This window comes from Kitasatospora sp. NPDC036993 (assembly GCF_055607525.1).
In genome coordinates this window covers 198,885-214,680 of sequence record NZ_JBVJRP010000016.1, presented here as the reverse complement: position 1 = coordinate 214,680, position 15,796 = coordinate 198,885, and the positions used below count along the sequence as shown (strand labels likewise).

The window sequence follows — 15,796 nt, the reverse complement described above, 5'->3', positions numbered from 1 at the left end:
CCGTTCCGGGCTCCCGGGGGCGTAGCTGTGGACCGGCTCGTTCACCGGCGCGGGGACCTGGGTCACAGCGTCCATAGAGCGCACGCTCTCCTTCGTTCAGTGCGGGGGGATTGCCGGCGCGGGTTGCGCGCCGGCCACAGCACGAACGCTATTCCTGGCTACCGGGCCACATGATTGGCCGGGCGGCTAAATTCCCCCGTACGGCGTTGTCCGGCCCGACGAAGGGGGTCACGCCGCGGTCACGAACCGTCCCCGATCGCCCCACTGTTCACACCACCTCGCACCACCGGCCCACGCCCCCGGCGCGGGACACCGGCTCACACTCCGGCGCTCGCCTTCCGGCCGTTCACCACCGCCGCTCCGGCCGCGACCTCCTCCACCACCGGCCGCCGGGCTCCCTCGTAGGCCGCCAGGGCACTCGCCAGGTCGGGCTGCCCGGCCAGGCAGCGGGCCGCTTCGAGGCCGACGGCCGCGAGAGCCACGAGACCGTTGGGCGCAGTCATAAAAGTTCCGGCGATCCCGCCGCCGATGACCAGGGCCTTCCTGGTGGTGCGCGTGGTGGGTGCGGTCCGGATGGTGCGGGCGGTGCTCATTCCATCCTCCTCAGGAATTCCTGCAGGCTCCGGGTGAACTCCGGTTCCCTGAGCTGTCCGATGAGGTGCTCGGTGTAGCGTCGCTCGGCTTCCAGCAGCGCGAGGGCGTAGTCCTCCTCGACGACGAACATCGGGTGGACGTCCATCCCGCCGACCTCGTGCAGCATGGCCCGCGAGGCCTCGATCCTCGCGTCCAGCGCCTCCAGCCGTCGGGCCAGCAGTTGCGCCGACTCCTCGATCGGCAGTGCCGCCAGCAGGCACAGGGCCACCCCGAACGCCGGGTACTCGTGCTGTGGTTCGGCGACCAGCTCGCGCATCCAGTCGCCGAGTTCCGCCGTGCCCTCCTCGGTGAGGGCGTAGACGGTGCGCTCCGGGCGCTGGGTGTCGCGGACGGTCTCCCGCTCGGCGACGAACCCGGCCTTCCGCAGCTGCTCCACGACCATGTAGAGCGAGCTGCGGTTGTACTTGATGTTCCGGTCCTTGCCCTGCTCCTTGAGCCGGCGCCCCATCTCGTACGGATGCATCGGCTCGATCGTGAGCTCGGCCAGGACCGCGAGGGCCAGCGGGTTCGACACCTTGCGTCGCTTCGCCACGGAGATGTTCCTCATCGATTGGTCGGCATTGACTATTCATTCTCGGATAGTCAGGATCAACTATTCGGCATCGACGATCCCGAACTCTGTCCGCCCGGCTAAAATCAACCACATACCGTTGTCCGGGCGGATGAAGGAGGACCGGAGTGACCACCCCCGGCCTGCCGCTCCGTCAACTCCTGATGTCCCTCGGCGAACCGCTGGTCGAACTACAGGCCGCCCCGCAGGGACTGGACGTCCCGGTGCGCGACGTCGCCATCCTGGACCCGGAGGACCCGCCGACCGCCGCCCCCGGCGAACTCGTGCTCGCGATCGGCGCCCGCGGCCGCGCCGCCCTGCCCGCCCTGCGCGCGGCCGGCCGGGCCGGGGCCGCCGCCGTCGCGATCAAGCTGGACGGCCCCGGCCAGGCCGACGCGCTGCGCGAGGCCGCCACCGACGCGGGCGTCGCACTGCTCTCGGTGCGCCGCGAGACCCGCTGGGAGCACCTCGACTCGCTGGCCCGGGCGATCATCGCGGGCCCTGACGCCCCGGACCCCGCGGAGCCCAACGCGGGCGACCTCTTCTCCCTCGCCCAGACCGTCGCCGTGCTCACCAACGGCATCGTCTCGATCGAGGACACCTCCAGCCGGGTGCTGGCCTACTCCCGCTCCTCCGACTCCGACGAGGTCGACGACCTGCGCCGGCTGTCCATCCTCGGCTGGCAGGGCCCCGAGCCGTACCTGTCCAAGCTCCGCGAGTGGGGCATCTTCCAGCACCTGCGCAGCTCGGACGCCCCGATCGCGGTCGAGCCGCACCCCGAGCTGGGCCTGCGCCGCCGTCTGGCGGTCGGCATCCGGGCCGGGGCGCAGCCGCTCGGCACCATCTGGGTGCAGGAGGGCGCGCAACCGCTGGCCCCGCTGGCCGAGCAGGCCCTGGTCGGCGCCGCCCGGGTCGCGGCGGCCCAGCTGGTGCGCCGCCGCCGGGAGCTGTCCGCCGACGTCCGGCTCACCCGGACCCTGCTCACCGGTCTGCTGGAGGGCTCCACCGGCCCCCAGTCGCTCGCCACCCACCTCGGCCTGGACCTGCGCCGCCCGGCCACCGTGCTCGCCTACGCCGCGCACACCACCGACGCGCTGCACCGCTCCGACGTCACCGGCCTGATCTCGGTGCACGCCGCCGCCCGGCACCGCACCGCGCTGCTCGCCCCGATCGAGTCCCGGGTGTACGTGCTGCTGCCCGAGCTGCCGCCCGGCCTGCCAATGACCACCGTGCGCGACTGGGCCTCCGAGGTGGTGACGGCCGCCCGCGAGCACCTGGGCGTCCCGCTGCGCGCCGCGATCGGCTCGACCGTCGACGGCCTGGCCCAGGTGCCCGACTCCCGCGCGCAGGCGGACCGCATCCTGGACGCGATGGGCCGCGGCGGAGTGGACCTCGACGTCGCGGCGCTGATCGACGTCCAGGCGGAGGTGCTGGTCAGCGAGGTGGTCGCGCTGCTCCAGGAGAGCACCGGCCTGCGCGACCCGCGGCTGACCGCGCTCACCGACTACGACCGCCGCCACGGCACCAGGCTCGCCGAGTCGGTGCTGGCCTGGCTGGACGCGCTCGGCGAGGTCCGGGTGGCCGCGGACGCCCTGCACATCCACCCCAACACCCTGCGCTACCGGGTGCGCCGCGCCGAACAGCTGACCGGCATCGACCTCGCCCAGCCGCAGCAGCGCCTGCTGGCGATGCTGCAACTGCGGCTGCCCGCGGACGAGTAGTCCGCGGGCAGCCGCAGGCGGTCGGTTCAGCAGGGGTGGGTCACTCGCCGTAGCCCTGGCCGCGCTTGTGCTCGTTCAGCCGGCGCCACGGGCCGCTGATGGCCAGCTGGATGCCCGGGGTCTGGATGTTGGCGAACAGGGTCTTGCCGTCGTCCGAGAAGGTCACCCCGGTGAACTCGCTGAACTCGGGCTTCTCGGCGGTGCCGATGTTCAGCTCGTTGCGGGCGATCGGGAAGACCAGGCCGTCCTCGGTGGCCCCGAACAGGTGCGAGATGCCGTCGCCGTCCTCGGCGATCACGATGCCGCCGTACGGCGAGACGGTGATGTTGTCCGGGCCGTCGAAGTTGTCGTGGTCGCCCCAGACGTCGCTGTTGACGCCCAGCAGGACCTTCAGGGTGATGGTGCGGCGGGTCGGGTTGTAGAACCAGACCTGGCCGTCGTGCTGGAGCGGGCTCTCCGAGCGGGCGAAGCTGGAGACGAAGTAGAAGCCGCCGTCACCCCACCACATGCCCTCCAGCTTGCGGGCGCGGGTGACCTCGCCGTCCTTGAACTGCTTGCGCACCGAGACGGTCCTGGCGTCGCGGTCCTCGACCTTGACCCAGTCCACGCCGTAGGTGGTGCCGACCTTGGTGGCGCGCGAGAGGTCGTCGATGAACTTGCCCTGCGCGTCGAAGACCTTGAAGGCCTCCAGCACACCGGCGTCGGCGGCCAGCTTGCGCAGCTTGTAGCGGCCGTGCTTGAAGCCGGCCGGCGGGGTCCAGCGGAAGAGCAGGCCGTTCGGGTTCGAGGCGTCCTCGGTCAGGTAGACGTGGCCCTTCTTCGGGTCCACCACGACGGCCTCGTGCGCGTAGCGGCCGAAGGCCTTGACCGGCTGCGGGTCACGGTTGTAGTCGTCGTCGAACGGGTCGACCTCGAAGATGTAGCCGTGGTCCTTGGTGAAGCCGTTCTTGCCGGCCTTGTCCTCGGTCTCCTCGCCGGACAGCCAGGTGCCCCACGGGGTCACGCCGCCGGCGCAGTTGGTGGCGGTGCCGGCGATGCCGACCCACTGCTCGACCGAGCCGTCCCGCTTGGCGTGCACGATGGTGCAGCCGCCGGCCGCGCCGGGGTCGTAGACGTGACCCTCGGTCAGCGGCACCGGGTGCGGCCAGTTGGCGCGGGCGCCGGCCAGCTCGTGGTTGACCACCATCAGGTTGCCGCCGCGCTCGTCCTCGAAGGCGGAGGTGCCGTCGTGGTTGCTCGGGGTGAACTCGCCGGTGCGCAGCTTGGTGACGCCGGCCCGGTTGAGGACCTTGTACGAGAAGCCCTTCGGCAGGGCCAGCAGCCCGGCCGGGTCCTGGACCAGCTGGCCGTAGCCGACGGCGGTGCCGGCGGCCGAGTTGGTCCCGCCGGCGGCGGCGACCGGGGCCTCGCCGCCGACCGGGGCGGCGATCGCGCCCGGGGCGCTGGCCAGCGCCTCGGCGCTGCCGGCGATCAGCACGCCGGCCCCGACGAGGGTGGAACGGTTGACGAAGTCCCGGCGGGACAGCGACATGGCAGCAACTCCTGAGGATGAGCGGGGGCGTCGGTGTGGGATGCCGACGCCCAGCAGGCTCCGCCGGACGGGTGAACCCGGCGTGACGCCCACCTCACGTCCAGGCGGCCATTTGCCGACCGATGACCGTCACATGACCCCTGCTTTACCCGTGTCCCGCCGGATCACCGCCCGGAACACGGCCGGCCCACCCGGCCGGACGGCCATCATCCGGTGGGCCGGAACACCGGGGACGCGCCGCCGGCCCACCGCCGCCCGCCCCGGCCGACACCCCGTCAGCGCCGCGCCACCCGCCACTGCTCCCAGGCCGACAGCCACAGCCGCTCGGCCATCCGCTGCTCCTCCCAGACCCCCGCCCCGCCGCCGCCCGGCCGCTCCCGCCACAGCTGCGCCCAGGCCCGCTGCGCCGGCAGGCTCGCCACCTCACTGGCGAACACGGTGTACCGGACGACCTCCTCGACGGCCGCCTCGCCCTCCGCCGTCCCGACCAGCCAATGAGTCTGCTGGGAAAGGCGGTTGAGGTGGTTCACCATCGAGGTCACCGCCGCCGCGGCCTCCTCCCTGGTCTCGGTGGCCAGCCGCATCTGCTGGCGCACCGCCGCCTCCCAGCGCACCGCCCCGACCTCCCCGCGCAGCCCGCGCGGCAGCCTCGGCGTGCGCCCGGCCCGCACCTGCGCCTCGATCGCGGCGGACTCGGCGACGGTCTGCCCGATCAGCGCCCGGTGCGCCTCCATCCCCACAGCGGGCGGGAGTTCGCGTTCCTCGACCGGGACGTCCCCGGCCCGCCGGGAGGCGAGGTCGCGCAGCAGCTCGGTGCGCCCGCGCAGGTGGCGCTCGAAGTCGCCGATCCCGCCGAGCTCCACCGCGCCTGGGGCCAGCCCGCGCCCGCACACCGTCACGGTCACCCCGCCGACCCGCAGCCGCCCGGCCCACACCGGCACCGGCCCGTCCGCCGGCGGGACGCCGGGCGCGGGCACCGGCCGGTCCTCGTGCACCTCCAGCGCGCAGGGCTCGCCGTCCACCGTGATCCACTCGCGCAACGCCCGCACCCGGCCAGGGCCGTCGCCCTCGTCGACGCCCAACTGCTCGTAGACGCGGTCCCGTTCGTCCTCGACCAGGTCCTCCAGCTCGGGCAGCTGCTCGCCCTGCTCGGCCCCAGGGCGATAGGTGCGCACGGTCACGTACGGGCCGGCCGTCGAACGCCGGTCACCGCACTGGACCTCGACCCAGCGCAGCTCGCCGCCGGAGGTCTCGAAGGCGGCCAGCATCTCGCCGGTACGACCCGACCCGGCGGCCACGCCGTACACCGGGAAGTCGGCCGCCGCCAGTGTCCGGCGGGAGAACTCCTCCTGCCCGGCGAGCTGGTCGGCGAGCTGGTCGGCCAGTCGGTCCACGGACTGCTCCACGGCCCGGTCCACGGGCCGTTCCACGGATTGACCGGCGAAACGGTCCTCGCCGACCCGCCGGTCCGGGGCCGGGACGTGGCCCGAGGGCCCGCTGTTCCGCTCCTGGTGCCTGCCGCCGCTCTCCCGCATCATCCTGTGCCGCACCCCCGAGTCCTCGCGCCCGCACCGCTGACGCCACCTTACGTGCCGACAGCTGCCGGGTCATCAGCTCGGTCCCCGGACGGGCGCGGTGGCCGTGTCAGGACGTCCGGTTGTCAGCCTCCCTCCCTAACCTGGCGGCATGACAGCACAGAACGACGCGGCAGACGCGGCACAGGACCGGACCGGGCAGGGCGCGTTCCCCGCCCGGATCAGCATCGTCACCCTCGGGGTGACCGACCTCGACCGCAGCGCGCGCTTCTACGAAGACCTCGGCTGGAAGCGCTCCGCCGCCTCCAGCCCGGAGATCGTCTGGTTCCGCACCGCCGACTCCGTGCTCGGCCTCTTCCCCACCGACGAGCTGGCCGCGGACGCGGGCGTGCCCGCGACCGGCGAGCCCTCCTTCCGCGGCGTCACCCTCGCGGTGAACCTGGAGTCCCCCGCCCTGGTGGACGCCGCGCTGCGGACGGCGGTCGAGGCCGGCGCCGTGGTGGTCAAGCCGCCGCTCCCGACCCACTGGGGCGGCTACTCCGGCTACTTCGAGGACCCGGACGGCCACCTCTGGGAGCTGGCCCACAACCCGTTCTTCCCCTTCACCGAGGACGGGTCGCTGGACCTGCCCTGAACCCGGGCCCGCCCGGGTCCGCCCTGACCTCCGCTGCCCCGCTCAGCTCCTGGATCAGCTCCCGGATCAGCTCCTGGAGCGCGCCTTGAAGGCCGCCTTGCGCGCCTCCTTGGCGAGCGCCCGGTCCGGATGCAGCTCCCCGATCGCCTCCAGGACGTCCGCCGTGTACGGGTGGTCGACCCGCCACAGCTCGCCGAACCACCCCGCCGGATCCCCGTTCACCGGCAGGTCGGTGATCAGTTCGCGCAGCAGCTCGGCGTCGCCGCCGTTGTCCAGCAGCTGGGCGGCGAAGGTGTCGACCACCGTCCACAGCGCCATCGCCCGGTCCGGCACCGGCACGTCCGTCGCCCCCTGGGAGGTCAGCCAGGCCCGCGCCGCGCCGCCCAGCTCCGGGTCGGCCATGACCTCCCGGACGGCCGGCTCCGCGCCGGGACCGAGCAGGTTGAGCGCCGAGACGCAGAGCATCCGGCGCAGCGGGCCGTACCCGTCGATGCCGCGCGCCGCGGCGAGCAGCTCACGCGCCGCCGCCACCGGCTCCCGGCCGGCGGTCCACTCCCGCAGCTCCTCCTCCGGCAGCACGTTGGCCGACTCGCACACCCCGCGCAGCAGCTCGGCCGCGTCCCCCTTGGCCAGGTCGCCGACCAGCGGCGCGTCGTAGCCGTCCTCCAGCAGCCACTGCCGGATGCCGTACTGCCCGAGCGGAGTGAGCCGGACCAGCCCGAAGCGGGCCGACTCCTCCTCGTCCAGCGGCTCCTCACCGACCACGGCGGGCTCCTCGCCGTCCTCCTCGTCGAACAGCTCGGGATCGATCGGGCGGTAGTCCAGCAGGCCGAGTTCGGCGAGGTCGCCCAGCATCGGGTCCAGCGCGACCATCACGTCGGTGATGTCTCCGAGCAGTTCCTCGCTCGGCTCCTCGCCCTCCGGGACCACCAGCAGCGCGGCCAGCACGCCCAGCGGCACGGTCTCGTTGCCCGGCTCGGCGAAGGCGGTGGTCTCGTAGAGCACCTGGAGGGCCTCGTCGAGCAGCTCGGCGGCCTCGTCGCGGGCCTCCTCGACCCCGGAGAGCCCGTCCTCGTCCTCCTCGTCGCCCTCGTCGCCGCCGGCCGGTTCGCCGTCGGCCTCCTCCGGGACGGAGTCCGCCTCGACGGCCAGCTCCCGGACGATCCCGGCGGCGGTCAGCCACAGCTCCAGGACGGTGTCCGGATCACCCTGCTCGGCGGGCTCCAGGTCCGGTCCGGGGACGGCGACGTGCTCGCCCTCCGCGGTCGTACCGAGTTCCACCAGGTCCAGGTCACAGGCCAGCGACCAGGCCCGCAGTGCCTCGACCTCGGCCTCCTCGGGCACCTCGCCCTCGGCCGGGGCCAGGCCCAGCAGCCTGGCCACGGGGGCCCGGTCCGCCTCGACCAGGTCGCCGAACTCGTCCACCACCCGGTGCGGGGCCGCCCAGCGAGCCAGCGCCAGCGCGTACCCGAACATCGGTACGGCCTTCGCCTGCCCGGCCAGCTCCTCCTCGGCGGGCAGCCGCACCGGCGGGACCAGGACGGCAGCGTCGTCCAGGTCCTCGTCGTCCAGCCCGTGCGCGGCGAAGGCCCCGTAGAGGTCCTGGAGCTCCAGGTCGGCCGGCAGGACCGCCTCGACCGGCCCCTCCTCTGCCGAAGCTCCGGCGTTCTTGCGACGTCGTCCGGCCATCGTTGTGCGCTCTCCCTCAGCCAGCGGTCAGCCCAACAGCGCCGCGTACCCGATCCAACACCTCAGCGTATAGGCCGGGCACCCCCGACGCCCGGCTGTGCGGGGCGCACCCAGGGGCGCGCGCCGTGGGCGTACGCCCACCCCTTATCCTTCGATCTGGCACCGCGCACACCCCGCGCGGGCCACCGGGGCAACGAAGCCCTCACCCTCCACCCGACCCCGGGCCGGAGGGGCCCTCTTCAGCTCACCTCGCCCCACCAGGGAGCCCCGCACCGCGGCCACCACCACAGCGCCTCCGGACGGGCACGCCGGCACACCCCGCCGACCCCGGTGGTGCCCGGCCACAGGAGACCCCTGCCATGGCGGACCTCTCCCCCGCCGGCTCCGGCCTGCGCACCGCGCAGCTCGACGGACGCCGACTGTCGGAGGCCCTGCTCCCCCTGGAGCTCGCGCCGCGCGCCCAGCTCCAGCTCGCCACGATCAGCCGCTGGAACGCGCTTCGCGGCATCCGCGTCGGCCTGGTGGCCGCCGCCCTGCTGCTCATGCTGATCGGCGCCAACCTCGCGACGCCGATCTACTCGCTCCTCCAGCAGCAGCTGCACCTCACCGCGCTCGACACCACCGTCCTCTTCGCGATCTACGTGTTCGCGCTGGTCCCGGTGCTGGCCGTGGTCGGCCACTGGTCCGACCACCTCGGCCGCCGCGCCCTGATCCTGCCCGCCGTCGCCCTGGCGGCCATCGGCGACGTCGTGTTCGCCACCTCCGGCAGCTTCTGGCAGCTCGCGCTCGGCCGCGCCGTCCAGGGCATCGCCGTCGGCCTGTCCACCGGCGCCGCCGGCGCCGCCCTCGGCGACCTGCTGCCCGACCGCCCGACGCTCGCCGCCAAGATCACCCTGGCCTGTTCGGCGGGCGGCGTCGCGCTCGGCCCGATCGTCGGCGCCCTGCTGGCCGGCGGCTCCGACCCGCTGCTGACACCCTTCCTGCTGCACGCCGTCGCCCTGCTGGCGCTCTGTGTGCCGCTGGCCCTGGTGCACCCCCGGATGCCCGGCCGCAACCGCCCGCCGGCCTCCCTGCCGCGGATCACCACCCCCGCCCACCTACGCCCGCAACGCATCCGGCTGCCGCGCACCGGCCGCCGCGAGTTCCTGCTCGCCGCCACGGCCGGGTTCATCTCGTACGCGGTCTTCGGCGTCTACCTCAGCCTGGCCCCGGCCTTCGCCGCCAAGCTGCTGCACACCGACTCCAAGCTGGTCGGCGCCGTGGTCGCGGCCCTGCTGCTGGCCTCCTCGGCCGTCACCCAGCTGGTCGTCCCGCCCACCACCGACCGCGTGGTGACCGCCCTCGGCATGGCCGGCCTGGCCACCGGACTGGGCCTGGTGGTCGCCGCCCAGTACACCGGGACACCGGCGCTGCTCTTCATCGGCAGCGTCCTCGGCGGCGTCTGCCAGGGCGTGGCCTTCCGCTCCCTGTTCACCACCGCCGTCACCGCCATGGACCCGGAGCGCCGCGGCTCGGAGCTCTCCGCCCTCTGGATCATCGTCTACCTCGGCAGCTCCCTGCCCATCGTCGCGGTCGGCGCCCTGGTCCAGCGCTACGGCCTGCTGCCCGCCGTCAGCGGCTTCGCCGCCCTCGCCGCCGTCCTCTGCGCCGCCCTCGCCGTCGCCGTGGCCCGCAAGCCCAAGCCGACGGCCTGACCCGTACGACGAGCGCCGCTGCCCGGGACTACTTCGGTAGTCCCGGGCAGCGGTGCTTCGCCCACCGCGGGGTGGACACCCGCACACCATCCGCTGCGGTGAGCAGGTCCACCGCCGTTCCCCACCTTCCCCCACCCGCCTCCCGGCGGGTGCCCGCCCCGGCCCTCACCGCGTGCCGCCCGGCCTGGCGGCACGCGGCCCCTCGGCCACCACTCAGCTGATCGTCCCACCCACCTCGGACCGCGTGGCCACCGCCCTCGGCATGACCGGCCTGGCCACCGGCCTCGGCCTGGTCGTCGCCGCCGGGTACACCGGCACCCCCGCGCTGGTCTCCATCGGCAGCGTCGTTCGTCGTGCGGCGGATCTCAGACGTTCCAGGACTTCCAGGCCCCGGTCACGATCTCGACGCCGAACGGCTCCGGCAGCCGGACGGACTCGCCGAACTTCCACTCCCCGAGCACCTCGTACGTCCCCTCGCCCCGGTCCGGCTCCCCGAACAACGTGACACCCGACTGCCTCGGGTCCCGGTCCACCAACAGGTAGTACGGCACCCCGCCCCGGGCATATCCGTTCCACTTGGTGGACCTGACCTGCCTTCCGAACACCGGACGACGGTCGTCACGGGCGTTGGACGAGAAGGTCACCTCGACCACGAGACCGATCTCTTGCGCGTGAAGGTGCAACACCTCTTCGGCACGCTTCGCCGCATCGGTGTCCCGGTCCACGATCACCATGTCGGGGATGTAGCCATCGCCGATCCCGGCCAAGTCCAGGTTCACGCTCTGAACGGCCCTCCACGGGAATCCCGCATCAGCGAGCCGGGCGGCCAGGAACGCCTCCTGGATGTCCGAGAGAATCCCTCCATGGGCGTAGACCGGCGCCGGTGACACGACGAACTCCCCTCCGACGACCTCGACCCGCGTACCGTCGTCGGGCAGTCGCAGATGGTCGGCCAGCTCTCCGCGGACCCACATGGCGTACGCCGAGTCGGGCAACGTCCAGTGCCCGATCGCTTCCACAGCCATCACGTCGCTCGCTCCGAGGTCGCGGCACCAGCCTGGCCGCCTGGTCGCAGATATACCACCGCCGCGCAAACGTTTTCCCTCGAAGGAGAGGTTTCCACAGCAGCAGGTTGACGTTCGTCGGCGGTGGATGGTGGGGAACGGCGGTGGACCTGCTCAACGAAGCGGACCACGCGCGGGTGTCCACCCGACGACGGGCGAAGAGGCCCGGACACACCACTGCCGCGCGAACCCGTGGGTTTCGCGCGGCAGCAGGTTGACGAAGGGGCGAAAGCCCGGCCTCAGACGTTGAAGCCCAGCGCCCGCAGCTGGTCGCGGCCGTCGTCGGTGATCTTGTCCGGGCCCCACGGCGGCATCCAGACCCAGTTGATGCGCAGGTCCTGCACCAGGCCGTCGGTGGCCGTCCTGGCCTGGTCCTCGATGACGTCGGTCAGCGGGCAGGCCGCCGAGGTGAGCGTCATGTCGATGGTGGCCACGTCCGACTCGTCGATGTGGACGCCGTAGATCAGGCCCAGGTTGACGACGTCGATGCCCAGCTCGGGGTCGACGACGTCCATCAGGGCCTCGGTCAGGTCCTCGACCGAGACCGTGCCGGCCGTGGTGCCGACGATGACGGTGCCGGACTGCTGCTCCTCCGCAGCGGGGGCCTCGGCGCCGGTGGTGGTGTTCTCGTCACTCATGGTCTTGTCCTCCCCTACGGGATCAGTCGTTCACGGCGGGGTTCTGGGCGAGCGCCTGGGCGGTGGCGTCCTTCCAGGCCATCCAGCTGAGCAGCGCGCACTTGACCCGGGCCGGGTACTTGGAGACGCCGGCGAACGCGACCGCGTCCTCCAGCACCTCCTCGTCCCCCTCGCCCTGGCCCTTGCTCTGCATCAGCTCCAGGAAGGCCTCCTGGACCGCCTGCGCCTCGCCCACGCTCTTGCCGACCACCAGGTCGTTGAGCACCGAGGCGCTCGCCTGGCTGATCGAACAGCCCTGGGACTCGTACGAGACGTCGGCGACGGTCACGCCGTCGAGCTTCACCCGCAGGGTGATCTCGTCACCGCACGTCGGGTTGACGTGGTGCACCTCGGCGTCGCCGTCCCGCAGCCCCTTGCCGTGCGGGTTGCGGTAGTGGTCCAGGATGATGTCCTGGTACATCGAGTCGAGCTTCATGGTCGTCCTGCCCCGTCCCGTCAGCCGAAGAAGTTCCGGACGTGGTGCAGGCCGTCGATCAGCGTGTCGACCTCGCCCGGCGTCGAGTACAGATAGAACGACGCCCGCGTGGTCGCCGGAATTCCGTACCGCAGGCAGACCGGCCGCGCGCAGTGGTGGCCGACGCGGACGGCGATGCCCTGCTCGTCCAGCACCTGGCCCACGTCGTGCGGGTGGATGTCGCCGAGCGTGAAGGAGATCGCCGCGCCGCGGTCCACGGCCGTGCGCGGGCCGATGATCCGCAGGTCGGGGACCTCCAGCAGCCGCTCGACGGCGTACTCGGTGATCGCGTGCTCGTGCGCCGCGATCCGCTCCATGCCGATGTCCTGGAGGTAGTCGATGGCCGCGCCGAGCCCGACCGCCTGGGCGATCGGCGGGGTGCCGGCCTCGAACTTGTGCGGCGCCGGGGCGTAGGTGGACGAGCCCATGGTGACGGTCTCGATCATCTCGCCGCCGCCGAGGAACGGCGGGAGGTCCTCCAGCAGCTCGTGGCGGCCCCAGAGCACGCCGATGCCGGTCGGGGCCAGCATCTTGTGGCCGGTGAAGGCGACGAAGTCGGCCTCCAGCGCCTGCACGTCCAGCACCATGTGCGGGGCGGCCTGCGAGGCGTCGATGACGACCAGCGCGCCGACCGACTGGGCCTTGCGGACGATCGCCTCGACCGGGTTGACCGTGCCCAGCAGGTTGGAGACCAGGGTGAAGGAGACCACCTTGGTCTTCTCGGTGATCAGCTCGTCGATGTTCGACAGGTCGAGCCGGCCCTCGTCGGTCAGCCCGAACCACTTGAGCTTCGCACCGGTGCGCTGCGACAGCAGCTGCCACGGGACGATGTTGGAGTGGTGCTCCATCTCCGTGATGACGATCTCGGAGTCGGCGTCCACCCGGTACGGCTCGTCGGCCCAGCCGAGCATGTTGGCGACGAGGTTGAGCGACTCCGAGGCGTTCTTGGTGAAGATCACCTCGTTGCGGCTCGGCGCGTTGACGAACGCCGCGACCTTGTCACGGGCGCCCTCGTACAGCGCCGTGGCCTCCTCGGCGAGCACGTGCACGCCGCGGTGGACGTTGGCGTTGTGCCGCTCGTAGTAGGCGTTCAGGGCTTCCAGCACCTGGCGCGGCTTCTGCGAGGTCGCCGCGTTGTCCAGGTAGACCAGCGGCTTGTCGTCGTGCAGCACCCGCTGGAGGACCGGGAAGTCCTTGCGGATCGCGTCGGTGTCGAGCAGTCCCGCAAACGGATGGGTCACTCGGACGCGCCCCCCTTCACATACGCCTCGTAGCCCTCGTTCTCCAGCTTGTCGGCCAGCTCGGCGCCGCCGGACTCGACGATGCGGCCGCCCGCGAAGACGTGGACGTAGTCGGGCTTGATGTACCGCAGGATGCGCGTGTAGTGGGTGACCAGCAGGGTGCCGACCTCACCGGTCGAGCGGACCCGGTTGATGCCCTCGGAGACGATCCGCAGCGCGTCGACGTCCAGGCCGGAGTCGGTCTCGTCGAGGATCGCGATCTTCGGCTTGAGCAGCTCCAGCTGGAGGATCTCGTGGCGCTTCTTCTCGCCGCCGGAGAAGCCCTCGTTGACGTTGCGCTCGGCGAAGGCCGGGTCCATCTGGAGGCCGGCCATCGCCTCCTTGACCTCCTTCACCCACAGCCGCAGCTTCGGGGCCTCGCCGCGGACGGCGGTGGCGGCGGTGCGCAGGAAGTTGCTGACCGAGACCCCGGGGACCTCGACCGGGTACTGCATGGCCAGGAAGACGCCGGCCTTGGCGCGCTCGTCGACGGACATCTCCAGGACGTCCTCGCCGTCCAGCAGCACCGAGCCGCCGGTGACGGTGTACTTGGGGTGGCCGGCCAGCGAGTAGGCCAGGGTGGACTTGCCGGAGCCGTTCGGACCCATGATGGCGTGGGTCTCGCCCTGCTTCACGGTCAGGTCGACGCCCTTCAGGATCTCGCGCGGGCCGTTCTCGGCTTCCACGGAGACGTGCAGGTCGCGGATTTCAAGGGTTGCCATGTGTACTCAGGACTCCTGGTTGACGGAGACGAGCACATCGTCCCCTTCGATCTTTACGGGGTAGACAGCGACCGGCTTGGTGGCGGGCAGGCCGGAGGGCTTGCCGGTGCGCAGGTCGAAGCTGGAGCCGTGCAGCCAGCACTCGATCATGCAGTCCTCGACCTCGCCCTCGGAGAGCGAGACGTTCGCGTGCGAGCAGGTGTCGTTGATCGCGAACACCCCCTCGTCGGTGCGGACGACGGAGACCGGCACGCCGTTCAGGTCCACGCGCTTGGGGACGTCCTCCTGGAGGTCGCTCAGCGCGCAGGCGCGGAGGAAGGTCATGGCGATCAGACCGCCGATTCCAGCTCGGCGTCGATCTTGACCATGAGCTGCTCCTGGACCTCGGCCACGCCGATCTGCTGGAGCAGTTCGGCGAAGAAGCCGCGCACCACCAGGCGGCGGGCCTCGTCGGCCGGGATGCCACGGGCCTGGAGGTAGAACAGCTGCTCGTCGTCGAAGCGGCCGGTCGCCGAGGCGTGGCCGGCGCCGACGATCTCGCCGGTCTCGATCTCCAGGTTCGGGATCGAGTCGACCCGGGCGCCGTCGGTGAGCACCAGGTTCCGGTTGAGCTCGTAGGTGTCGGTGCCGAGCGCGGCGGCGCGGATCAGCACGTCGCCGACCCAGACCGCGTGGGCGTCCTGCCCCTGGAGCGCGCCCTTGTACGCCACGTTCGACCGGCAGTGCGGCGTGTCGTGGTCGACCACCAGGCGGTGCTCCAGGTGCTGGCCGGCGTCCGCGAAGTAGAGGCCGAACAGCTCGGCCTCGCCACCGGGGCCCGCGTAGTTGACCCGCGGGTGCAGGCGGACCAGGTCACCGCCGAAGGTGACGACCACGGACTTGAACGAGGCGTCCCGGCCGACCAGCGCGTTGTGCTGGGCGACGTGGACGGCCTCGCGCTCCCAGTCCTGCACGGAGACGAAGGTGAGCTTGGCGCCCTCGCCGACCAGCAGCTCGACGTTGGCGGCCCGGGTGCCGGTGCCCGCGTGGTTCAGCACCACGACGGCCTCGGCGAACGGCTTGACGTCGATCACCACGTGGGCGAAGCGGACCCCGCCCTCGCCCCGCACGTCGATCCTGACCGGCTCGGCCAGCACCGATTCCTTGGGAACGGTGACCACCAGGGCCTGTTCGAAGGCGCTGAACGCCTGCGCGGCGACCCGGTCGACCGGCGTGCCGGCCTTGCCCAGACGGGCGTCGTCACGGCCGACGGTCTCGGCGGTGACGCCGTCCGGCAGCGTGAACTCGACCTTGTCCTCACCGCGCGCGGCAGCGGCGGCGGTGCCGTCGTGCAGCCCGCCGAGGCGGTGCAGCGGGGTGAACCGCCAGTCCTCCTCGCGGCCGGTGGGCACCGGGAAGTCGTTCACGTCGAAGGACGGCTTGACCGCGACGCGCGCGTCGATCGGCTGCTGGACCGTGGTGCGGCCGGTGCCGGGGCCGGCGAGCTGCGCGCCCGCGCCGGCGGTGCCGACCTCGATCGAACCGGCGGTGGTGGAGCCGGTGGGGGTGTTGACGTCAGCCATGGCTGTCG

Annotated in this window: 15 protein-coding genes; 3 read left to right on the top strand and 12 right to left on the bottom strand. The window is 72.4% G+C overall.

What is annotated here, in order from left to right; translation table 11 throughout:
* Positions 1-317: 317 nt before the first annotated feature.
* Positions 318-593: a hypothetical protein gene (locus ACZ7C5_RS29820; RefSeq protein WP_470323809.1), complete on the bottom strand. Its 276-nt coding sequence runs from the start codon at positions 591-593 to the stop codon at positions 318-320.
* Entirely contained in the window at positions 590-1,186 is a 597-nt protein-coding gene (locus tag ACZ7C5_RS29815) for a PadR family transcriptional regulator (RefSeq protein ID WP_401090009.1), read from the bottom strand. The genes ACZ7C5_RS29820 and ACZ7C5_RS29815 overlap by 4 nt, the downstream gene beginning before the upstream one ends.
* Positions 1,187-1,332: 146 nt before the next feature.
* Here ACZ7C5_RS29815 and ACZ7C5_RS29810 point away from each other — a divergent pair, with 146 nt between their 5' ends.
* The gene (locus ACZ7C5_RS29810) at positions 1,333-2,925 is read left to right on the top strand and encodes a PucR family transcriptional regulator (RefSeq protein ID WP_470323808.1); all 1,593 of its coding nucleotides are present in this window, start codon (positions 1,333-1,335) and stop codon (positions 2,923-2,925) included.
* A 40-nt stretch (positions 2,926-2,965) separates the two neighbouring features.
* Here the strand turns inward: ACZ7C5_RS29810 and ACZ7C5_RS29805 are convergent, their stop codons facing one another.
* Both ACZ7C5_RS29805 and ACZ7C5_RS29800 read right to left on the bottom strand, forming a co-directional pair.
* Positions 2,966-4,456 (bottom strand): alkaline phosphatase PhoX, encoded by a 1,491-nt coding sequence (locus tag ACZ7C5_RS29805; protein WP_401090005.1) that lies wholly within the window; start codon positions 4,454-4,456, stop codon positions 2,966-2,968.
* Between the two features lie 275 nt (positions 4,457-4,731).
* The gene (locus ACZ7C5_RS29800; RefSeq protein WP_470323807.1) at positions 4,732-5,874 is read right to left on the bottom strand and encodes a hypothetical protein; all 1,143 of its coding nucleotides are present in this window, start codon (positions 5,872-5,874) and stop codon (positions 4,732-4,734) included.
* Between the two features lie 268 nt (positions 5,875-6,142).
* Here ACZ7C5_RS29800 and ACZ7C5_RS29795 point away from each other — a divergent pair, with 268 nt between their 5' ends.
* Complete coding sequence (locus ACZ7C5_RS29795) at positions 6,143-6,625, top strand: VOC family protein (protein WP_470323806.1); 483 nt, start codon at positions 6,143-6,145, stop codon at positions 6,623-6,625.
* Positions 6,626-6,691: 66 nt separating this feature from the next.
* Here the strand turns inward: ACZ7C5_RS29795 and ACZ7C5_RS29790 are convergent, their stop codons facing one another.
* Positions 6,692-8,314, bottom strand: coding sequence for a hypothetical protein (locus tag ACZ7C5_RS29790; protein WP_401089999.1), 1,623 nt, complete (start codon positions 8,312-8,314; stop codon positions 6,692-6,694).
* A gap of 359 nt (positions 8,315-8,673) precedes the next feature.
* Between ACZ7C5_RS29790 and ACZ7C5_RS29785 the strand changes: the two genes are divergently transcribed.
* Positions 8,674-10,008: an MFS transporter gene (locus ACZ7C5_RS29785; RefSeq protein ID WP_401089998.1), complete on the top strand. Its 1,335-nt coding sequence runs from the start codon at positions 8,674-8,676 to the stop codon at positions 10,006-10,008.
* Positions 10,009-10,373: 365 nt separating this feature from the next.
* On the opposite strand, the gene ACZ7C5_RS29780 is transcribed toward ACZ7C5_RS29785, so the two are convergent.
* The 7 genes from ACZ7C5_RS29780 to sufD form a co-directional block, all read right to left on the bottom strand.
* Entirely contained in the window at positions 10,374-11,033 is a 660-nt protein-coding gene (locus ACZ7C5_RS29780; RefSeq protein WP_470323815.1) for a Uma2 family endonuclease, read from the bottom strand.
* Between the two features lie 278 nt (positions 11,034-11,311).
* Positions 11,312-11,710 (bottom strand): metal-sulfur cluster assembly factor, encoded by a 399-nt coding sequence (locus ACZ7C5_RS29775; protein WP_401089996.1) that lies wholly within the window; start codon positions 11,708-11,710, stop codon positions 11,312-11,314.
* Between the two features lie 22 nt (positions 11,711-11,732).
* Positions 11,733-12,185, bottom strand: coding sequence for a Fe-S cluster assembly sulfur transfer protein SufU (gene sufU / locus ACZ7C5_RS29770; protein ID WP_188300530.1), 453 nt, complete (start codon positions 12,183-12,185; stop codon positions 11,733-11,735).
* 20 nt (positions 12,186-12,205) lie between these two features.
* On the bottom strand, positions 12,206-13,465 hold the full coding sequence (locus ACZ7C5_RS29765; RefSeq protein WP_401089994.1) for a cysteine desulfurase: 1,260 nt from the start codon (positions 13,463-13,465) through the stop codon (positions 12,206-12,208).
* A complete protein-coding gene (gene sufC / locus ACZ7C5_RS29760) occupies positions 13,462-14,226 on the bottom strand; it encodes a Fe-S cluster assembly ATPase SufC (protein WP_188300532.1) in 765 nt (254 codons plus the stop codon). Before sufC ends, ACZ7C5_RS29765 begins: the two co-directional genes overlap by 4 nt.
* A 6-nt stretch (positions 14,227-14,232) precedes the next feature.
* Positions 14,233-14,550, bottom strand: coding sequence for a bifunctional 3-phenylpropionate/cinnamic acid dioxygenase ferredoxin subunit (locus ACZ7C5_RS29755; protein WP_063349526.1), 318 nt, complete (start codon positions 14,548-14,550; stop codon positions 14,233-14,235).
* 5 nt (positions 14,551-14,555) lie between these two features.
* Positions 14,556-15,788 (bottom strand): Fe-S cluster assembly protein SufD, encoded by a 1,233-nt coding sequence (gene sufD / locus ACZ7C5_RS29750; RefSeq protein ID WP_401089992.1) that lies wholly within the window; start codon positions 15,786-15,788, stop codon positions 14,556-14,558.
* Positions 15,789-15,796 lie beyond the last annotated feature (8 nt).

Coding starts and splice junctions, on each gene's coding strand:
- ACZ7C5_RS29820 (WP_470323809.1), bottom strand. CDS start 593: ATGAGCACCGCCCGCACCATCCGGACCGCACCCACCACGCGCACCACC.
- ACZ7C5_RS29805 (WP_401090005.1), bottom strand. CDS start 4,456: ATGTCGCTGTCCCGCCGGGACTTCGTCAACCGTTCCACCCTCGTCGGG.
- ACZ7C5_RS29795 (WP_470323806.1), top strand. CDS start 6,143: ATGACAGCACAGAACGACGCGGCAGACGCGGCACAGGACCGGACCGGG.
- ACZ7C5_RS29790 (WP_401089999.1), bottom strand. CDS start 8,314: ATGGCCGGACGACGTCGCAAGAACGCCGGAGCTTCGGCAGAGGAGGGG.
- ACZ7C5_RS29785 (WP_401089998.1), top strand. CDS start 8,674: ATGGCGGACCTCTCCCCCGCCGGCTCCGGCCTGCGCACCGCGCAGCTC.
- ACZ7C5_RS29780 (WP_470323815.1), bottom strand. CDS start 11,033: ATGGCTGTGGAAGCGATCGGGCACTGGACGTTGCCCGACTCGGCGTAC.
- ACZ7C5_RS29775 (WP_401089996.1), bottom strand. CDS start 11,710: ATGAGTGACGAGAACACCACCACCGGCGCCGAGGCCCCCGCTGCGGAG.
- sufU (WP_188300530.1), bottom strand. CDS start 12,185: ATGAAGCTCGACTCGATGTACCAGGACATCATCCTGGACCACTACCGC.
- sufC (WP_188300532.1), bottom strand. CDS start 14,226: ATGGCAACCCTTGAAATCCGCGACCTGCACGTCTCCGTGGAAGCCGAG.
- ACZ7C5_RS29755 (WP_063349526.1), bottom strand. CDS start 14,550: ATGACCTTCCTCCGCGCCTGCGCGCTGAGCGACCTCCAGGAGGACGTC.
- sufD (WP_401089992.1), bottom strand. CDS start 15,788: ATGGCTGACGTCAACACCCCCACCGGCTCCACCACCGCCGGTTCGATC.